Consider the following 18,882-nt stretch of genomic DNA (forward strand, 5'->3'; position numbering starts at 1 on the left):
GAGATAACTGGTAAATCCGGCTATTTCCTTCGTTACTTTCGACGGTCATCACGGATGGCCGTTTTTTTTTGAGTTATTTCACTGTAAAGGGTCGAGTGGCTGGCGCTTTACCGTTAAAATTCCGCTTTTGCATCTGCCCGTGAGTTTTGATGTCTGCCTCCACCCTCTCTTCGGATAGTTATCTCCTGCTCAGTACCTTGCAACTGCAGCGTGTCGCCAGTACCCGTCTGTTACAAGAGACGCTGGAGGCGGGCCATGAGCTCGCCAGCCACCTGACCCGGCTCCATGACGCCGGCCTTGTCAGATTGCGTGGGGAGCAGCAGTGGAGCCTGACTGCCGAGGGGACGCTGGCGCTGATCCTGGGCGTGCGGGCCGGTGTGTGCGCCGCTCCAGACTGGAGCCGGGTCTCCTCGGTGACCGGTCAGGATCTGGTTCACGGAGTGGTGCGCGAACTGTGCCGGGGCAAGGCGGGCGAGATCCCGGCCTTCTTCTCTCCCGGCGAGCTGCTCACCCTGCTCGATACCCCCGATGCCCATCAGCTGCTGGCTGGCTCCAGCCCCGCCTGGCAGCAACTGCTGCTGGAGCACTTCTCGCTGCAACTCTTGCTCGATGCCCCATATGAAGAGCGCTGGCCATTGGCGAGTGCTCTGGCCCGCTGTGCCCCCGAGGTACAGGTGCAAGGGCGGGCATTCGAGGCGGAGTGGCGCTGGCTCTGCGGTGATGGCGAAAGCTCCGACTCCAGCCTCTTGTGGCCTGCCCTGCAGGCGGTTGCCTCGCAAGGGGAGAGCGGCCCGCTGGGTGAGCGGCTGCTCACGGCCCTTGGCCAGTGGCAGGCCGAGGGTCATGAGGGGCTGTGGCCCCGAGCCTTCAGTGCCCTGCTCTGGCTTGGCTGGCTGCAACAGGCTGACCCCGTTATCGCCAGCGAGCAGCGCAAGAAGTGGCAGCGCAGCCTCGGCGGGCAGTTTCCGCTGCTGGCCGACTTGCTTAGCCAGTGGGCCGGGGAGCGGCACGGTCAGGCGGTCGGGCTGTTCGATACCCTGCAACTGCCGGTAGAGGAGCTGCACTGGGGCTATCTCTGGCTCGATCTCTGCGCGCTGGCCCGTCACGGCGCCCAGAGCGCGCAGGTGGCCATGCTGCACAAGTGGGATCTCTCCCACCTGCTCGATGCCGAACCCCATCACCGGTTGATGGCGTTTTGTCAGGATCTGCTGCGCCTGTTGCTGGGCGAGGCTGCCACAGGGGCGCCGCTTGGCCAGCTGCGCAGCAGCGATGCCGATGATGACGCTGAAGAGGAAGATTCCGGCGAGGAGAAGGGGGCCGCCTCCGCCAGCTGGCTCAACTGGCTGCAGGGGTTGGGCCGCGCCAGTGGCGTCCGCAAGCCGCAGGAGCGGCTGGTGTGGCTGCTTCATGCCGATGGCCCCGAGCTGGAGTGCAAGATCCAGAAGCTCAGTACCAAGGGGGAGTGGACGGCGGGCCGCCGGGTCGATCCCACCCTGCTCTCCACCCAGTATGCGGCCCTGCTCGATGAGCACGACTGGGCGGTGGTACGCACCCTGCCGCGGGTGATGGGGCGCTTGCCCCGAGATGTCTGGGCACCGCTCGCCGACCATCCGCGCCTGTTCAACGCCAAGGGGCAGAAGCTGCAGCTCGCCATCACGGCGCCGCTGCTGCAAATTGTGGCGACCGAAGAGGGGATGAGCGCTCTGCTGATCCCCGCTGCTGCCGCGCGCGGTGCTCACATCATGCCGCTGGCGCAGGATCTGTGGCAGCTCATCCTCACCCCGCAGCCGCTGCTTGACCGCTTGCCGGCGCTCGAATCCATCCCGCTGCTGCCCGCCGAGGGGATGAGCGAGTTGCAGCGCACCCTTGACGGGATCGCCGATCTGCCCTGGCACAGCCAGGTTGAGGGATTGCACGGCAATGCCGAATTGGCCCCCTGGCCGGGCATTCCTTCGGTGCAACTCGATTGGCAGGATGGCCAGCTGGCGGTCAAGCTGGTGACCCGTTTTGACGAGCTGCCTCCCCAGCCTCTGGGCAAGGGGGAGACCATCATCCGTCAGGGGATCAAGGGCAACCACTACTGGCAGCGCGATCTTGCCGCCGAGAAGGGGCAGGCCCAACTGCTGCGCAACCAGCTTCCCATCGATCTGCCCGGCAGCGAGTGGCGCCTCGAAGGCGAGCAGGCACTGGCGCTGGTCAATGCCCTGCCCGAGCTGGTGGATGCCGGTGTGGTCATTCACTGGCATCAGGACAGCGCGCGCCTCAAGAGTCTCGATGAGGCGGCCCTGAGCCTGCGCATCGAGCGGCGTCAGGACTGGTTTCAGGTAGAGGGGGCGCTCGCCCTTGATGAACACCAGATCCTCGACTTGCGCCTGATCCTGCGCCAGCTGACCCCGGGCCAGCGCACCGTCCAGCTCGACGAAAAGACCAGCCTGATGCTGAGCGACAAGCTGGTGGAGCGGCTCTCCATGCTGGGGGCCATGCTCGACGACGAGCAGCGGATCAACCACAAGCTGGCTTACCCGCTCACCCGTCTGCTCTCGGTCATTACCACCGAGGGGGACGCGGCGTGGCAATCCCTGCAGCAGGAGTGGCAGCAGGAGGTGGCCTGTCCGCCCGAGCTGCTCACCGCGCTGCGGGATTACCAGAAGGAGGGGGTGCGCTGGATGGCGACCCTGGCCCATCACGGCTTTGGCGCCTGTCTGGCCGATGACATGGGGCTTGGCAAGACGCTGCAGGCCCTGATCGTCCTGCGGATGCGCCAGCATCTGGGGCCGGCGCTGGTGGTGGTGCCCAAGTCGGTGGTCACCAACTGGCAGGAGGAGGTCGCCCGTTTCGCCCCCGAGCTGGAGGTGGTGATCTTTGACAATCCCGCCGAGCGCGAGCGCATTATTCGCAATGCCAAAGCGGGGCAGGTGATCCTCATCAACTACGGCATGCTCGGCAGTCTGGCGGAGGCGCTCAAGGCGCGGCGCTGGTCCTCCATGGTGCTCGATGAGGCGCAGCAGATCAAAAACGCCGGTACCCAGCGCGCCAAGCTGCTGTTCCAGCTCGACGGCGATTTCCGCCTTGCCCTCTCCGGCACCCCCATCGAGAACCATCTGGGCGAGTTGTGGAGCCTCTTCACCTTTATCAATCCGGGGCTGCTCGGCAGCCTCGGCGAGTTCAAGCGCCGTTTTGGCAAGGCGGTCAAGGATCCCCAGCACATGGCCTTGCTGCGGGCGGTGATCAGCCCCTTTATCCTGCGCCGTCTCAAGCAGGAGGTGCTGACCGAGCTGCCGGACAAGACCGAGATCATCCACCACATCAGCCTCTCCCCCGAGGAGCGTCAGCTCTACGAGGCAACCCGGCGCGAAGTGGTGCAGCAGGTGCAAAGTGCCGATGGCCGTGCCCTGATGCACGTATTGAGCGGGTTAACCCGACTGCGCCGGCTCTGCTGTTCGCCGGAGCTGGTGATGCCCGAGTGGTCGCAGACCAGCAGCAAGCTGGATGAGGCGATGGCGCTGCTGGAGGAGGCGATCGATGGCGGCCATCGGGTGCTGGTGTTCAGTCAGTTTGTCGATCTGCTGAGCCTGCTGCGTGCCCGCATCGAGCAGAAGTCCTGGGACTACTGCTATCTGGATGGCGGCTGTTCGGCCAAGGCGCGGCAGGACTCCATCCTGCGTTTTCGCCACGAGGCGGTACCGCTGTTTCTTATCAGCCTCAAGGCGGGGGGCACCGGTCTCAACCTCACCCAGGCTGATACCGTGCTGCACCTCGATCCCTGGTGGAACCCGGCGGTGGAAGATCAGGCGAGCGATCGGGCCCACCGGATGGGCCAGACCCAGCCGGTGACCGTCTATCGGCTGGTGTGCGAGCAGACGGTGGAGGAGAAGATTGTCGCCCTGCACGACGAGAAGCGGGCGCTGGCCGATGGTCTGCTGAGCGGCCAGTCCGAGGTGCGCGGGCTGGATGTGGAGAGCCTGCGGGCCCTGCTGATGAGCTGATCCGCTGTAGCACCAGCGACATGGCCATGCCATATGAAAGAGGGGAGCACATCTTGCCGATGTGCTCCCCTCTGTCGTTTCTGCGTGCCGGTTTTAGCAGGCTCGTCGCGTCAGCCCTGATAGAGGTAGAGATGCAGCCGCTCGATGATGGGCTCGCCGCCAATCTTGCGATCCCGCCGCGCCTGCCGGCTCTTGGGGGGATAGTTGCCCAGATGTGTGACCGCGGGCGGGCTGTCCGAGCAGAGCAGCAGCGGCAGGCTCGCCTTGATCTGCTGCTTGCGCGGGGTGCGATCCTGCCAGAGCAGGTTGATCATCGGGTGGGTCTTGACCGGGCGGCGGATCCGCAGCTCGGCATCGGCGGGCAGGCGGCGAATGTCGTACACCTCCTGATCCACCATCTTGCTCCACTCCTCGTTGTTGGAGAGAGCCGGTATGTAGCGGCGACTGCGCTCCAGCATCTCCAGCACCTGTTCGCGGGTGAGGCGATTGATGGTCTGCTTGTCGGCCCAGGTAAAACCGAGGGAGTGGAGCTCTCCATGTAGCCACGTCAGCTTGCGGTAGACCTGCAGGGTGATCACCCCGGGCAGGGCGGTATGTACCAGCTCGAACTTCTCGTCCCGTCCGCCCGCCTGCTGCACCAGCGCCTTGAAATCGAGCTTGCGCTGATTGATCTCCTCAACCAGCGGCTGGATCAGCGGGGCGGCGGCGGCGGGAAAGCGCAGCCAGCCCGGCAGACGACGGGTGGCCTTGGTGGAGCAGCCGGGGCGGGCGCTGTGATCCCGATAGGCCGACAGGGTGGTGGCCAGTGCCTCGTCGCCGCTCAGGTAACCCACCTCAATCTGGCTGATGGGATCGTGCTCTTCGCCCTGCGCGACCGGGGGGAGGGGATAGACGTGGGCCTCCTGCAGTTCGAGCTGGCCGAGCAGGGTGGCCAGCTGATCCAGAGAGGCTTCAATGGCCTCCATCTGTTGACGCAGGGCGGCGGTAGGGGTAAAGGTATCCATCGATGATCCTGTGGTCTGACCCGCTGTTGACGACATCAGGTATGACATCGCTGCGGGTAGCAAAACTACTGTATAAATAAACATACCAGTATGCGGCTGGAGTGCCAAGAGGCACTTTGGGGAGGGGGCAATGTGCGCCTCTGAATGGGGATGTGGTGATGGTTTTATTTATGTTTCATGGTGTTAAATAAAGATCGCTACAAGATCATTAAATTAACAATTTCGTGTAACTCCGCTGTTGCCAGCTGTTCACACCTTGCTCGTCCCTGCATATGTAAAGCAGTAAAATGCATATATAGATGGGTGCCATGCAGCACAATATGCTGTGCGACTCCGCTGGCCAACCGTTAAAATAATTAGTTGTTTAAAATCAAAGCGTTAAAATTAAATCCTGCCGTTTTTAGACATTAGATTTACTAATGTAACGTATCAAAATTCGTCAATTGAGTCGGTCTGACTCCCTGACTAAGCTTTGCGCATCAAATTGAAGCCCAGTGCGTAAACAAATATTCAGAGGAGCCACATCATGGCCAACATGACTTATACCGAAACCGGTTACCAGCATTCCAGCCAATTGAATCTGGTTGCTCGCGTTAAAATGACCGTTCTGACCTGGCTGGAGCGCAGCCGCAGCCGTCGCCAGCTCTCCGAGCTGCCCGAGTACCTGCTCAAAGACATCGGCCTGAACGAAGCTGACCGTTATCAAGAGACCACCAAGCCGTTCTGGCGTGGTTGATCAGCCGGGCATGGATGCCTCGTTTATCTGCTGATACTTGTATGCTGACGGCCGGGTGACATCAGGCCACCCCGTCAACCCTGTTGTTGTTTGCCCCGCTATTGCTCTCTCATCCCCTCTTTTATATCCCTCTGTTGTGCCACCTATTGCTGCTGTTTTACCTTGCCGCTGTTTGTATCGTTAATGTTTGAATTTGTTTAAAAATCGGTTTTAAGCCGCAACGCCTTGCGTATAATCCGGCCATAGTATTCCAGCGCAAGAGGGTGAGACGGATGATTCCCCAGCACGATTTTTTGGCCATGACCCGCAGTCATGAGTGGCAGCTCGATCCCTTTGATTTTGCGCTGCTGGATGGCACGCAAGTCAGCGTCTGGGATACCGGTGTCATCTGTCTGGAGCCTGTCAGCGGAGCGGGCGGCCAGCCCGGAGGACGCAAGGATATCGTCCTCTCCTGCGGTATTCACGGCAACGAGACCGCCCCCATCGAGATCTGCAACCAGCTGCTGAGCCGTCTGCTCTCGGGCGAGCTGAGCGCCCGCCATCGGGTGCTGTTCCTGTTTGGCAATCCGGCGGCGATGAACCTCGGGCTGCGGGAGGTGGAGGAGAACATGAACCGCCTCTTCTCCGGCGCCCACAGCAAGGGGGAGGGACTCTGCAACCGGGAGCGGATCCGTGCCATGCGTCTCGAGCAGTATGTGAGCCGCTTCTTTGCCGATCCGGCCCGTCCCCGCTACCACTACGACCTGCACACCGCCATTCGCGGCTCGCGCCACGAGAAGTTTGCCGTCTACCCCTTCCCCCACGAGCGGCCCCACTGCCGCGAGCAGGTGCAGTTCCTCGGCGCCTGCGGGGTGCGCACCATACTGCTCTCCGCCAGCCCGACCACCACCTTCAGCTACTACAGCTCGCGCCAGCACGGCGCCCACGCCTTCACGGTGGAGCTGGGCAAGGTGCGCCCATTTGGCGAGAACGACATGACCCGCTTTATCGAAACCCGCCAGGCGCTGCAGGAGCTGGTGACCCAGGACGAGGTGGCGCTGGAGCCGTGGCGGGCGGATGATTTCACCCTGTTTGCCATCGATCGGGTGATCACCAAAAAATCGGAGCAATTTCGCTTTCTGTTTGCCAGCGATGTCGACAACTTCACCGAATTCCCGCAAGGGTTCGTGCTGGCCGAGGATGGCGAGCTGCGCTACACCGTCGAGCAGCCCCGCGAGGCGGTGGTCTTCCCCAATGCCAACGTGGCGATTGGCCAGCGCACCGTGTTGCTGGTGGTGCCAACCCGGCTCTGGGAATAAGCCGTGCAATAGCCCCCTGGTTGCGGGGGGAGAGGGGCGGGTGTGAATCGTATCCAGACGAGCGGGCGAATGGTTTTTTCCGCTCTCTTTCGGCCGATTTGGTCATGCCATGGGATGAGAGGTGCGGTATAAGTAAAAGTTGGGGCATTTTGGGAAATGCCATAAATCCAGCTTATAGTGACCAGCAAGCTCTCCGCGAAGGCCACAGAGAGTGCCTGCAAGGCTGCTCAAGGAGTTGGCCGATCTGATGGATATGGTGTAGCAGCGATTCCGCACTGTCCGGCCCTATCGGGATGAAGAGCGCGAACTGTGTCATGGCGAGTGAAGGGAATAAAAAAACGGAGCCAGTCATCTGACTGGCTCCGTTTTTTAATGGCGTTGGCGGGAGATCAGCTGTTGTTCTTCACAAACAGGGTGATCTCCTGGCCCGGCTTCAGGTAATCCCCTTTGTCGAGCTGATTCCAGCGCATCACATCGTTGATGGCAACCTGGAAGCGCGCGGCGATGGAGGAGATGGAGTCACCACGGCGAACCTGATAGACCATCGACTTGCCGCTCTGCTTGCCACCCTTGGGGTAGACCACCAGCTGCATGCCCGGCTTCAGGGCCGACTTGGCGTTCAGGCCGTTCCACTTGGCGAGCTCCTCGTGGGAGACGCCGTGCGCCTGGCTGATGCTCCACAGGTTGTCACCTGCCCGCACCTTGTAGCTCACCTTGCTTTTCTGGCTGCTGCCACGGCTGGCCAGCTGCTGCGGGGCAGCACTTGTCTTGCTGCTGACGGCATGGCCGCTGGTCGGAATGACCAGACGCTGACCGCGACGCAGGCTGTTGCCACGCAGATTGTTGGCCAGTTTCAGCTCGCTCACGCTGACGCCGTGATTCTGGGCGATGCGTGACAGGGTGTCGCCACTGGTGACCTGATAGGAGCGGGTACGGATACGCTCGCTCTTGGGCAGGTCGGCCAGTGCCAGCTCCAGGGTATCGGCATATTCAACCGGTACCAGCAGGCGGTAGGGGCCGCGCGGCGACATCACACCACGGCTCAGGGCAGGATTGACCTCCTTGAGCTGCGAGGTGCGCACACCGGCGAGCTGGGCCGCCACGTTCAGATCGATCTGGCTGCCGGTTTCCACCACCCGCAGCTTCGGCTCGTTGGCGAGCACCGGCAGCTGGACGTTGTACTTGTCGGCATTGCTGATCATGTCAGCCATGGCCAGGATCTTGGGCACATACATCTGGGTTTCGCGCGGCAGGTCGAGCGACCAGTAGTCGGTCGGCTTGCCGGCACGCTGGTTACGCTGGATGGCGTTGCGAACCCGTCCTTCACCGGCATTGTAGGCGGCCAGCGTTTGCAGCCAGTCGCCATCAAAGAAGCGGTTCAGGTACTCCAGATAATCGAGCGCCGCATTGGTGGAGGCCAGCACATCGCGCCGTCCGTCATACCAGTTGTCGTGGCGCAGACCGAAGTTCTTGCCGGTGGCGGGCACAAACTGCCACAAACCGACGGCATTGCTGCGGGATCGGGCATGAGGATCAAACATGCTCTCGATCATCGGGACAGTAATAAGCTCCATTGGCAGCTCACGCCGTTCAATCTCCTCTACCATCAGATAGAGGTAGGGTTCAGCCCGGCTGGCAATGGTCGCCAGATGCTTATCATTGCGCAACAGCCACTCACGTTGTTGGCGGATGCGCGCATTGTCCGGAGTTTCCAGTTGCATATCATCGCTGATACGCACCCACAGATTGTCCGTATCTTCCATTTCGTCCAGCTGTTCATCGCCAAACAGAAATCGTGAAGAGTGTTTTTTATGCGCTTTTTTGTTGACCTGGGGGGACTTGATCGGCTCGATTGCCGTTAGCGCCCGGTCATCCTGATGGCTCAGGTTTTGGCAGCCGCTGAGCAACAGCGCTGCCAATAAGGCCGTTCGTACCTTCATCTCGTTCCGGTCATTTTTAAGAAAAACAGCTCGCATCATAAGGGGCAATCCCCCCCTGATCAAGGTTTGTTCAAAAAACATCCTTCCATTGGCGCAGGATCGTGAAGGTATCTACCGGATTTTCCACGCATTTTAGCCCCTGCTTTTCAGCAGAAAATTTCACTGAATCGAGCTCGCAGCGCAGAAAAACATTAAACCTGCGCTCATCCCCCAGTCTGCTGGGCAGGCTTGGCAGCCCCTGTTGCCGCAGTTTGCTGATCAGCCCGATCTGATCACGGATCGCCGGGTTGTCCGGCTCGACTGCGTAGGCGAAGCGCAGATTTGACAGGGTGTATTCGTGGGCACAATAGATGAGGGTGTCATCGGGCAGGGCGGCGAGCCGTTGCAGCGAGTGATACATCTGCTCCGGCGTCCCTTCAAAGAGGCGACCACAACCGGCCGAGAAGAGGGTGTCACCGCAAAAGAGCATGCCGTTGCCGTGGTAGGCGATATGGCCACGGGTATGGCCGGGCACATGGATCACCTCGAGGGCAAGACCGTGCCAGTTGATCTGATCGCCATCTTCGAGCCACTGACCATGGTGGGCCGGCATGGGGTCAAGTTTGGGGCCATATAGCCGGGCATGGGGGAACTGTTCGAGCAGTTCGCCAACCCCGCCTACATGGTCGTGATGATGGTGGGTCAGGAGGATGGCATCGAGCACCAGCCCCAGCGCCGAGAGCCGCTCCAGCACGGGGGCCGCTTCGCCCGGGTCGACAACCAGACAGTGATTTTCGTGTCTAATCAACCAGATGTAGTTGTCATTAAAGGCAGGAACTGTGATCACTGGATACATGAGTCTGCTTCTCTTTAGGGAGGGTATCTTATATAACAGGATGGCGTTCGAAACCGCGAGTTGAGCCCTATTATGCAGGTGGCACGTACCGAACAACAAATCGAGATCCCGACCAGCTGGTCCGCGTTGCCTATGGGGGACTGGGTTGCCGCCGAGATCCAGGAGCGGCTCGACAGCTGGTGTCCCAACCTGTTTGGCTATCATTTGCTCAAGATTGGCGCCCTGAGCGCCGAACTCTCCTGCAAACGCTCATCCATTCGCCATCAGGTAGGCGTCGCTTCCGAAGGACGGCTACTCGACATGTATGGCGATCCGCTGGCATTGCCGGTGCGTACCGGCAGCGTCGATGCCTGTCTGCTGGCTCACTGCCTCGATTTCTCGGCCGATCCCCATCAGGTGTTGCGCGAAGCCGAAAGGGTGCTGACCGACGATGGCTGGCTGATTATCAGTGGCTACAACCCTATGAGTCTGGTGGGCATCGGCCATTGCATCCCTTTTTTGCGGCGCAAAGTGCCCTGGTCGGCGCGGATGTTTACCCCCGGGCGAGTCACCGACTGGCTCCATCTGCTGGGGTGCGAGGTGATGTTTGACGAGCGCTTCGGTTACTCGTTTATGGGCAAACAGAGTTGGCACAGCTGGTGGCAGGAGAGTGTAGGGCGGGACTACTGCCGGGCGTTTGCTTCTGTCTATGTGATTGCCGCCCGTAAACGGCGCTTTCCGCTCATCCCGGTGCGCCGCCGCTGGCAGCTGCCAAAGTCCCTCGCCACACCGGGTATGGCCCGTCAGGGCTGGTAGCCGGTATCCTCGGCCAGCTCCTTGCCGCAGGCCGCCTCGCGGGCCAGTTCGTCACAGCGTTCGTTCTCCGGATGGCCCGAGTGCCCTTTGACCCAGAGCCACTCGATCTGGTGACGGCTCACTTCCGCATCCAGCTCTTTCCAGAGATCGACGTTTTTGACCGGCTGACGGTTGGCGGTCATCCACCCCTTCTTCTTCCAGCCGATGATCCACTGGGTGATCCCCTGACGGACATACTGGCTGTCGGTGGTGAGGCGCACCTGGCAGGGTTCGTTTAGGGTGCGCAGGCCCATGATGGCGGCCATCAGCTCCATCCGGTTGTTGGTGGTGAGGCGAAAGCCGGCCGCAATCTCCTTGCGGTGCTTGCCATAGACCATGACGGCGCCGTAACCGCCCGGGCCCGGGTTGCCGAGGCAGGAACCATCCGTATACAAATCAATCTGTTTTAACATGAGGCTTGGGGTAAACTAGCGAGTAAAGCCGAAGTTTGACATAGATTGGATCATGAACACACCCCAACTGAATCGCCAGATCATCCTGGATACCGAAACCACAGGTATGAATACCGGTGGCGGCCCTGTTTACCTTGGCCACCGCATCATCGAAATCGGCTGTGTGGAGGTGATCAACCGCAAGCTCACCGGTAACCACTACCACGTCTATATCAAGCCGGATCGGTTGGTGGACCCGGAAGCCATTCAGGTTCACGGGATTACCGACGAGTTCCTGCGCGACAAACCCTCTTTTAGCCAGATTGCCGACGAGTTCCTCGACTTTATCCGGGGCGCCGAGCTGATCGCCCACAACGCGCCGTTCGACGTGAGCTTCATGGACTACGAGTTCAGCAAGCTCGGACTCAACTTCAAGACGGCCGATATCTGCACCATCACAGATACCTTGGCGATGGCGCGGGATCTCTTCCCGGGCAAGCGCAACAACCTGGATGTGCTCTGCGATCGTTACGGTATCGACAACTCGCACCGTACCCTGCACGGGGCTTTGCTCGATGCGGAGATCCTGGCGGATGTCTACCTGCTGATGACCGGCGGCCAGACCAAACTCAATCTGGCCACCGAAAGCAGTGAGAACGAGAGCAGTCAGGACACCAGCATCCGCCGTCTGGAGAGCAACCGACCGGCGCTCAAGGTGATCAGAGCGGGCGAAGAGGTGCAGGCGCTGCACGAGGCAAGACTGGATCTGGTGCAGAAGAAGGGAGGGAGCTGTCTGTGGCGGCAATGAGCAAGTGGCTGGCCTCTTTTTTACTGTTGGGGTCGCTCGGTGCTTCGGCGACCGAGGTATTTGCCCCTTCCGATATTCCGCTGCTGGATAACCGCTTTCGCATCGATTACGGGGTGAAGGAGATCACCTTCATCATCAAGCGCAAGCCGGGTACCCCCTCGGTGATCCTGGTGCGCCCAGATGGCAGCAAGCTTTACGTGGGCAAGGTCAAACCGGATGATGTGGGCTGGCTGGCGCTGCCGGAGCATGACCTCATTACCCTGCGCAATCCCATGCCGGGCCCGTGGCAGGCGATTGGCGAGGTGGATCCCGACAACCGGGTGCGGATCCTCTCCGATATCCGGATGGACATCGCCGCCTTGCCGATGCAGCTCTATCAGGGAGAGGTGGTCAAACTCAAGGCGTGGCTCTCGATCGATGGCCAGCCCCCCAAGGACAAGTACTACCTCTCCGATCTGGGGATGAAGGTCAAACTGCAATCCTTCAGCGATGCTGGCAAGCAGAATACGGTGCTCGATCAGGAGATTGGCCACTACCTTGACGACGGCAAGGGGCTTGATGAGGTGCCGGGTGATGGCGTCATGACGGCGGAGGCGATCCTGCAGGATATTCCGGCGGGCAAATACCGCGCCATGTTCAGTACCGGCAATCAGGTGTTTGTCCGGGCGCGTTATCAGGAAGTGCTGCTTTATCCTTATCCCTTTACCTACAACCTGGCGCCTCCCTCCGAAGAGCTGGGTGCCAAGTTGTCACTGCTGGTCGACCGTGACGAGCTGGATCCCGCCTCTGTGGCGCTCAAGGGCACAGTCACCAGCAAAACCGGTGGCTACTACTCGTTTAGCGAGGTGGCGACAGCGCCCAAACTGGATGTCGATTTTTCCGTCATCAAGGAGCCTGGACAATATCAGGTGGAGGCTGCGCTCTACGGCACCACCCGCCTTGGCCGTGAAGTGAAGATCGCTATGCCGGTGAAAACCTTCAATGTCTTCCCGCCGGCACCTCCACCTCCGCCGCCGGTCTCTGCTGCCGAGCCAACCTCCAGCGCCAAAGCGACCGGGAAAGCGGAAGAGAAGGGGGGAATGGGCTGGTTGATTTGGGCGTTGGCCGGTGGTGGCGGGCTATTGGTTATTCTGGGCGGGGTCGGGTTTATCATCCTGCAAAAACGCAAGGCGTTGAAACGCGCCCTGGCAGCAGCTCAAGCGGAAAGCCAGCAAGCAGAACAACCCGCCGCCAAGCTGGATCTCAACTTGCCCGAGCAATAACGGCAAGTTCAAACAATAAAAAAACCGCCCTTGGGCGGTTTTTTTATTGTGCATTCTCGAATGTCAGTTGGGAAAGCAGGGCTAGTGTTCGCCGATATAGACATCTTTGTTCTGCTCACGGATCTCGAGGAACTTGTCGAGATTGGCCATCATCAGCTCGACCAGCTGGGGATCGAAGTGCTGTCCCTTCTCCTCTTCGATGAGAGCCAGCACCTTTTCCAGCGGCCATGCCTTCTTGTAGCAGCGATCAGACCCCAGCGCATCGAACACATCTGCCAGCGCCACGATACGCCCCTCCAGCGGGATATCCGCCCCTTTCAAGCCACGTGGATAGCCGCTGCCATTCCACTTTTCATGGTGATTGCCCGCTATGGTGGCGCCGATCTGGAACAGTGCCAAGTCGCTGCCGGAGAGCATGTCCTGCCCAAGCTGGGCATGGGTTTTCATTATTTCCCACTCTTCCGGAGTGAGCTTGCCCGGCTTGTGCAAGATGGCATCGGGGATGCCGACCTTGCCGATGTCGTGCAGCGGTGAGGCGCGTTTTATCAGCTCGCTCTGCTCTTCGCTCATCCCGAGCAGATGGCAGAACTGCTCGGTATAGAGCGCGACCCGTTTGACATGCAGTCCCGATTCTTTGGAGCGGGTTTCGACCAGCTCACCGATGCGGTAGATGATCTCGCGCTGGTTATCGGCGATCACCTCATTGAGACGGATGTTTTCCAGCGCCACTATGATGTTTTCGGTAAAGAGAGTGAGCAGGCTGGTATCGATCTGGCTGAGCTGGCGCGTTGTCTCAATATGGAACAGCAGGTGGTGACGCGGGTTCTGGCAGTAGAGCACCATCTGGTTGGTACCGTAGACGTTGCTGCTTTGTGCCATGGCCTGGCGCAGGATCTCGGGAGCATCTGTCAGTCGCATCGCGGCATGGCCCGGCAGCAGGGGTTCAAGCAGCTGATCCTTTACCTCGTAGGTGTATTGTTTTACGTCGTAGATCTGGGTTTCACCCAGATGGAGCAGGGCGCTCAGCTGCTCTTGTGCTCCCTCAACAAATTGGCGCAGGGCCCGCTTCTCGAAAATTCCCTTGGAGGCTTCGATAACTTTTTCGAGCCCCTGCCGGTTGCTCTCCAGAGTGCGGATATCTCTATATGAACGCAGACTGGCACGCAGCAGGGTTCGCAGCTTCTGGGAGGTAAGCTCGGTCTTGTCCTTGTAGTCGTTGATGTCGTAGTTGGTGACCACGTCATCTTCCGGTGCCTGACCGGGCTGGCCGGTTCTGAGCACGATGCGCACCATCTTGTTTTGCAGATCTTCGCGGACGTATTTGACGACGTCGAGACCGGCATGGTCGACTTCCATCACCACATCCAGCAGCAGCAGGGCGACATCCGGCGTAGTCGCCAGCAGCTCCTTGGCTTGTGCTGCGGAATAGGCGTGCAGAAAGTCGATGGGGCGATTGTCAAACTCGAACTTGTTCAGGGTGATCTTGGTGATGCGATGAACCTCGGGTTCGTCGTCAACGATCATCACTTTCCAGCCCGCTTGCTGCACATCGGTGAGAGCAAGATCGTCGTCATCAATAATCAGGATTTCGTCATCCATCATACAATCCTGTTTGGCATCCTGTGCTTACATTAACTGCTCAACTAAGGATAGGAAACTTATTGAGAAATAAAATTTGATCTCGCAAAACTATGGTCGAAATAAGCAAATGGAACCCTTTGGCCAATCCAGGTTAGGTGCGAGCTTTTTGTTGTGAATCAAGGTGTCCCAATGCACCACCTTGTGTCCCTCGCCCGGTTGAGCCGCATGAGGGAAAAAGCCAATCCGGTTCGGGTCGAGGGTGAAGGCGAGAACAGATCTTATTTGATAATAATTCCTATTTAAGGGTAGCATGCAGGCTGATTCGAAGAGGAGTTTATTCGTGACCCAGAGCCTGCCTCCCAATCGCCCCCGTCCGGTGACGGTCAAGCGAGTGCAACAACTTACCCCTCATCTGCGGCGCATCACGTTTGGCGGCCGTGAACTGGCCGATTATCCCTTTACCTGCGGTGGTGCCCATATCAAGGTGATGCTGGCCCAGCCTCACCAGAGCGCACCCGTCATGCCAGCCATGACGGCGGGCGGCCCGCGCTGGAGCAATCCGGCGGACAAGCCGGTCATCCGCACCTACACCATCCGTGCATTTCGCCGCGATGAGCTGGAGCTCGATATCGACTTTGTTCTTCATGGCGATAGCGGGCCAGCCAGTGCTTTTGCTACCCACGCCAAGCCGGGGGATAAGGTAATCCTCTCCGGGCCGGGTGGCCCCAACCCCATGCTGCAACCGGCAGAGCACTACTGTCTGGTGGGCGATCTCACCGCCTTGCCCGCCATCATGGCGATGTGCGAAGTGATGCCTGCCGATGCCTGCGGGGAGATTGCCATCCTGTTGCCGGATCAGGCGGATGCCCAGCCGCTGACACTGCCGGTCGGCGTACACTGCCACTGGTTTGTGGGAGAGCCTGCAACCAGTGGCATTCTGGAGCATGTGCAGGCCTCGCCTCTCTCTCGGGATGGCGGTTTCTTCTGGCTAGGCGGGGAAGAGGCGCTGGTGCTGCCGCTGCGTCGCCATTTTCGTTCCGTGCTCGATGTGGAGCGCCAGTCGCTCTACGCGGTTCCTTATTGGCGCAGAGGCAAGAGTGAAGAGGCCTATCATCAGACCCGCCATGATGTGATGGATAGCTGAGCAGAAGAGAGCCTGTCACACATCAAAACTTGCAAATAAAAATGATTTGCATTTAGTATTGCGCCGTTCGGGTATTTGTCCGGGCGGCGTTTTTATTTCCGTTGACACAAGAGTGCCCTGTTTTCACGTCGGTTTGGCTGCATGTTGTCAGACCCCAACGCAAGGAGTCGTAAAGGGTGGTTAAGTACCAGACCCCTCTGTTCTGGCTGGCATTGTTCCTTCTCTGCACGCTGTTTTGCCTCTCGCTGGCCACCGGGGCCGGCGTCTATGGTGTCCGCGAAGTGTTCGGGTATCTGACGCACAATCCCCTGTGGGTCAGTGACGAGAAGTTGGCCATGGTGCTCAATACCTTGCGACTGCCGCGCACCCTCTGCGCCATGGTGGTCGGCGCCTCTTTATCTCTGGCTGCCTCCTTGTTGCAGAGCGCGACCCGCAATCCGCTGGCGGAGCCCGGTCTGCTCGGGGTCAACGCCGGGGCCGTCTTTGCGCTGGTGGTGGGGCTCACCTGGTTCGGGGTGGAGTCCGCCTACGGCTATCTGCTCTGGGCCGGACTCGGCGCGCTGCTTGGTAACGTGATTGTGCTGGGGCTTGGCATGATGATTGGCCGCTCCAACCCCCTCAAGCTCATTCTGGTCGGGGTGGCGCTCTCCGCTACCTTCGGCGGTTTCTCCAGCTTTCTGCTGCTCTCCAACAAGATGGTGCTGGAGCAGTACCGCTTCTGGAACCTCGGCTCCCTGTCGGCGGCCAATCTCGATGCCATCATAGCCGTGCTGCCCTTCGTGCTGGTGGCGTTTGTCATCACCTTGCTGCTCTGTCGCCAGCTGACCCTGATGCAGATGGGGGACAGTCAGGCCCAGGCGCTCGGAATCCGCCCCAACCGGGTGCGAATTGGCGTGCTGTTGGCCGCCACCCTGTTTACCGCCAGTGCCATCGCCATCGCCGGCCCCATCGGCTTTGTCGGCTTTCTGGCTGCCTACTGTGGCCGACTGGTGGAACCGGTAAAGCTGTCGGTGCAGGTCTGTTTCTCCGCTCTGTTCGGCATGCTGTTTCTGCTGTTGGCCGACATTCTGGCGCGCTGGCTGATCCAGCCGTTCGAGCTGCCAAACGGCGTCATTCTGGCCCTGATCGGTGCGCCTGTGCTGATCGCCATCGTTCATCGCGGGGGCTTTCGTACCCTGCTGACCGTCAAGTGAGGGGCTGATGCGTACACCTATCGATATGCTCTGCCTGCGGGCCGGCAACCGCTCTTTGCTGATCCATCAGCCAAGCTGGCGCTGGCTGGCTCTGCTGGCCATGGCGTTGCTGGCTCTGGCTCTGCTGGCCCTGAGCGTTGGCGGCGGCAAGCTCGGTTTTGCCGGGGTGGTCAACACCCTGCTGGGGGAGGGGACGCGGCTTGAGCAGCTCACTCTGTTCAAGATCCGGCTGCCGCGCATCCTTGGGGTCGTGGTGGCGGGAGCGGCCATGGGGCTCTCGGGCTGTCTGGTGCAAACTCTGGTTCGCAATCGGCTGGCTACCCCCGATATGGTGGGGGTCAACAACGGCGCATCCCTTGCCATCATTGTCTTCTCCCTCTACCTGACCGTGGGCAGCTGGCCCTGGTGGGCTGCCCCCATCGGCGCCATCTTCGCGGCGCTGGTGCTCTATGCACTTTGCCGCAAACCGGGTGAGCAGGGCTATCTGTTCGTGGTGATCGGCATCGGCCTCTCCGAGCTGTTCGAGGCGCTCGGCCAGTTTGTGATGTCCACCCAGGCCCTGCTGCACCTGAGCTCCCTCTATCTGTGGAACATGGGCAGCTTTATCGCCGTGGGGTACAGCACCATCACCCCCATCGCCATCCTGTTGCTGCTGCTCTGTCCCTGGATCGTCTATCTCTCCCGCTCACTGGCGGTGCTGCGCTTTGGCCCCGAGATGGCCAGAGGGCTTGGCGTCAACGGCGATCGGGTGCAACTGGGCATTCTGGCGCAGGCCATTCTGGTGGCGGCGCTCGGCACCGCCATCGGCGGCCCCGTGGTCTTTATCGCCATGGCGGCCCCCATTCTTGCCTCCTGGCTGGTGAAAGACCGGGTGGTGCCGCTCTGGCTGGCGGCGCTCAGCGGCGCCCTGCTCCTGCTTGCCAGCGATACCCTGGTTCGGGTGCTGGCCAGCCCCCACGAGGTGGCGACCGGCATCATGACCCGCATTCTCGGCGGCCTGTTGCTGCTGTTTCTTCTTGTTAACGATCGCCAGAGGGCTGACTGATGACGCTCACCGTAAATCGCCTCCACTTCGCCTATCAGCAGACCCCCATTTTGCGGGATATCTCCTTCAGCGTGCCGAGGGGCAAGCTGGTGGGGATCATCGGCCCCAACGGCTGCGGCAAATCGACCCTGCTCAAGCTGCTTTCCGGCCAGATGAAAGCCCAACGCGGCGAGATCCTGCTCAAGGGCAAGCCGCTCGCCAGCTACCCCATGAAGGGGCTGGCGCGGGAGCTCGCCTATCTGCCCCAGCGGCCGACTCTGCCTGCCGGCATTCTGGTGGAGCAGCTGGTGCAGTATGGCCGTCACCCCCATCAGGGCTGGTTCAATCAGTGGGGCGAGGAGGATGCCCGTATGGTGCGCAGCGCCTGCGAGCGAATGCAGCTTGAGGCGATCTGGCAGCAGAGCGCCGCGTCTCTCTCCGGCGGGCAGGCGCAGCGGGCGTGGCTGGCGATGATCCTGGCGCAGGACAGCGACATGGTGCTGCTCGACGAGCCCACCAGTGCCCTCGATATCGGCCACCAGACCGAGGTGATGGAGGCAATCCACCGCATCACTGCCGAAGGCAAAACCGTGCTGCTGGTTATCCACGATCTGGCGATGGCGGCCCGCTACTGTGACGAGCTGATCGCCATCGGCAATGGCGAGATTGCCGCCATGGGCCCGGCCCGGGAGGTGGTAACCAAGGGGCTCATCGACCGGCTCTACCAGACCAGTGTCGACATTCTCCATGCCCCCGGTGACGGGGCGCCCATTATCGTGCCGCGCCGCCATGAGCACGCCTGCCAATGGCGGTCGGCCAGTTGAGATTGAGCGAAACCGGCATCG

At 60.5% G+C, this 18,882-nt stretch carries 15 protein-coding genes; 10 read left to right on the forward strand and 5 right to left on the reverse strand.

Features of this window, described 5'->3' with window-relative positions; genetic code table 11:
- Positions 1-149: 149 nt before the first annotated feature.
- A complete protein-coding gene (locus tag BS300_RS04310; RefSeq protein ID WP_071911009.1) occupies positions 150-3,986 on the forward strand; it encodes a DEAD/DEAH box helicase in 3,837 nt (1,278 codons plus the stop codon).
- A gap of 110 nt (positions 3,987-4,096) precedes the next feature.
- Here BS300_RS04310 and BS300_RS04315 read toward each other — a convergent pair whose 3' ends face one another.
- A complete protein-coding gene (locus BS300_RS04315; RefSeq protein ID WP_071911011.1) occupies positions 4,097-4,990 on the reverse strand; it encodes a DNA replication terminus site-binding protein in 894 nt (297 codons plus the stop codon).
- Positions 4,991-5,516: 526 nt separating this feature from the next.
- Between BS300_RS04315 and BS300_RS04320 the strand changes: the two genes are divergently transcribed.
- Entirely contained in the window at positions 5,517-5,726 is a 210-nt protein-coding gene (locus tag BS300_RS04320) for a DUF1127 domain-containing protein (RefSeq protein WP_005337823.1), read from the forward strand.
- Positions 5,727-5,998: 272 nt separating this feature from the next.
- Positions 5,999-7,024, forward strand: coding sequence for a succinylglutamate desuccinylase (gene astE, locus BS300_RS04325; protein WP_071911013.1), 1,026 nt, complete (start codon positions 5,999-6,001; stop codon positions 7,022-7,024).
- A 389-nt stretch (positions 7,025-7,413) separates the two neighbouring features.
- Here the strand turns inward: astE and BS300_RS04330 are convergent, their stop codons facing one another.
- Together BS300_RS04330 and gloB are read right to left on the reverse strand one after the other, a co-directional pair.
- Entirely contained in the window at positions 7,414-8,964 is a 1,551-nt protein-coding gene (locus tag BS300_RS04330) for a LysM peptidoglycan-binding domain-containing protein (RefSeq protein WP_071911015.1), read from the reverse strand.
- A gap of 70 nt (positions 8,965-9,034) precedes the next feature.
- Positions 9,035-9,799 (reverse strand): hydroxyacylglutathione hydrolase, encoded by a 765-nt coding sequence (gene gloB / locus BS300_RS04335; RefSeq protein WP_043849546.1) that lies wholly within the window; start codon positions 9,797-9,799, stop codon positions 9,035-9,037.
- A gap of 72 nt (positions 9,800-9,871) precedes the next feature.
- On the opposite strand from gloB, the gene BS300_RS04340 reads away from it, so the two are divergent.
- Positions 9,872-10,594 carry a methyltransferase domain-containing protein gene (locus BS300_RS04340; protein ID WP_041208657.1) on the forward strand — a complete coding sequence of 241 codons (723 nt, stop codon included), beginning with the start codon at positions 9,872-9,874 and terminating at the stop codon, positions 10,592-10,594.
- Here the strand turns inward: BS300_RS04340 and rnhA are convergent.
- Positions 10,582-11,046 carry a ribonuclease HI gene (gene rnhA, locus BS300_RS04345; protein WP_043849545.1) on the reverse strand — a complete coding sequence of 155 codons (465 nt, stop codon included), beginning with the start codon at positions 11,044-11,046 and terminating at the stop codon, positions 10,582-10,584. The two genes, BS300_RS04340 and rnhA, sit on opposite strands and share 13 nt — an antisense overlap.
- 52 nt (positions 11,047-11,098) lie before the next feature.
- Between rnhA and dnaQ the strand changes: the two genes are divergently transcribed.
- Positions 11,099-11,833 carry a DNA polymerase III subunit epsilon gene (gene dnaQ / locus BS300_RS04350; RefSeq protein WP_043849544.1) on the forward strand — a complete coding sequence of 245 codons (735 nt, stop codon included), beginning with the start codon at positions 11,099-11,101 and terminating at the stop codon, positions 11,831-11,833.
- Positions 11,830-13,095 (forward strand): TIGR03503 family protein, encoded by a 1,266-nt coding sequence (locus BS300_RS04355; protein WP_071911017.1) that lies wholly within the window; start codon positions 11,830-11,832, stop codon positions 13,093-13,095. The genes dnaQ and BS300_RS04355 overlap by 4 nt, the downstream gene beginning before the upstream one ends.
- A gap of 81 nt (positions 13,096-13,176) precedes the next feature.
- On the opposite strand, the gene BS300_RS04360 is transcribed toward BS300_RS04355, so the two are convergent.
- A complete protein-coding gene (locus tag BS300_RS04360; RefSeq protein ID WP_071911019.1) occupies positions 13,177-14,694 on the reverse strand; it encodes an HD domain-containing phosphohydrolase in 1,518 nt (505 codons plus the stop codon).
- Between the two features lie 322 nt (positions 14,695-15,016).
- Here BS300_RS04360 and BS300_RS04365 point away from each other — a divergent pair, with 322 nt between their 5' ends.
- The 4 genes from BS300_RS04365 (at position 15,017) to BS300_RS04380 (ending at position 18,861) form a co-directional block, all read left to right on the forward strand.
- Positions 15,017-15,820, forward strand: coding sequence for a siderophore-interacting protein (locus BS300_RS04365; protein ID WP_071911021.1), 804 nt, complete (start codon positions 15,017-15,019; stop codon positions 15,818-15,820).
- Positions 15,821-15,996: 176 nt separating this feature from the next.
- Positions 15,997-17,013 (forward strand): iron ABC transporter permease, encoded by a 1,017-nt coding sequence (locus tag BS300_RS04370; protein WP_071911023.1) that lies wholly within the window; start codon positions 15,997-15,999, stop codon positions 17,011-17,013.
- Between the two features lie 7 nt (positions 17,014-17,020).
- On the forward strand, positions 17,021-18,058 hold the full coding sequence (locus BS300_RS04375; protein ID WP_071911024.1) for an iron ABC transporter permease: 1,038 nt from the start codon (positions 17,021-17,023) through the stop codon (positions 18,056-18,058).
- A complete protein-coding gene (locus BS300_RS04380; protein ID WP_071911026.1) occupies positions 18,058-18,861 on the forward strand; it encodes an ABC transporter ATP-binding protein in 804 nt (267 codons plus the stop codon). The genes BS300_RS04375 and BS300_RS04380 overlap by 1 nt, the downstream gene beginning before the upstream one ends.
- The last annotated feature ends 21 nt before the right edge of the window (positions 18,862-18,882 follow it).

Origin of the sequence: Aeromonas sp. SCS5 (genome assembly GCF_001887375.1) — a bacterium.
Taxonomy (GTDB): Bacteria; Pseudomonadota; Gammaproteobacteria; order Enterobacterales; family Aeromonadaceae; genus Aeromonas; species Aeromonas jandaei.

Bases quoted from the DNA above. Each gene is read 5' to 3' on its own strand.
- BS300_RS04310 (WP_071911009.1), top strand. From the start codon at position 150: ATGTCTGCCTCCACCCTCTCTTCGGATAGTTATCTCCTGCTCAGTACC.
- BS300_RS04315 (WP_071911011.1), bottom strand. From the start codon at position 4,990: ATGGATACCTTTACCCCTACCGCCGCCCTGCGTCAACAGATGGAGGCC.
- BS300_RS04320 (WP_005337823.1), top strand. From the start codon at position 5,517: ATGGCCAACATGACTTATACCGAAACCGGTTACCAGCATTCCAGCCAA.
- astE (WP_071911013.1), top strand. From the start codon at position 5,999: ATGATTCCCCAGCACGATTTTTTGGCCATGACCCGCAGTCATGAGTGG.
- BS300_RS04330 (WP_071911015.1), bottom strand. From the start codon at position 8,964: ATGAAGGTACGAACGGCCTTATTGGCAGCGCTGTTGCTCAGCGGCTGC.
- gloB (WP_043849546.1), bottom strand. From the start codon at position 9,799: ATGTATCCAGTGATCACAGTTCCTGCCTTTAATGACAACTACATCTGG.
- BS300_RS04340 (WP_041208657.1), top strand. From the start codon at position 9,872: ATGCAGGTGGCACGTACCGAACAACAAATCGAGATCCCGACCAGCTGG.
- rnhA (WP_043849545.1), bottom strand. From the start codon at position 11,046: ATGTTAAAACAGATTGATTTGTATACGGATGGTTCCTGCCTCGGCAAC.
- dnaQ (WP_043849544.1), top strand. From the start codon at position 11,099: ATGAACACACCCCAACTGAATCGCCAGATCATCCTGGATACCGAAACC.
- BS300_RS04355 (WP_071911017.1), top strand. From the start codon at position 11,830: ATGAGCAAGTGGCTGGCCTCTTTTTTACTGTTGGGGTCGCTCGGTGCT.
- BS300_RS04360 (WP_071911019.1), bottom strand. From the start codon at position 14,694: ATGGATGACGAAATCCTGATTATTGATGACGACGATCTTGCTCTCACC.
- BS300_RS04375 (WP_071911024.1), top strand. From the start codon at position 17,021: ATGCGTACACCTATCGATATGCTCTGCCTGCGGGCCGGCAACCGCTCT.
- BS300_RS04380 (WP_071911026.1), top strand. From the start codon at position 18,058: ATGACGCTCACCGTAAATCGCCTCCACTTCGCCTATCAGCAGACCCCC.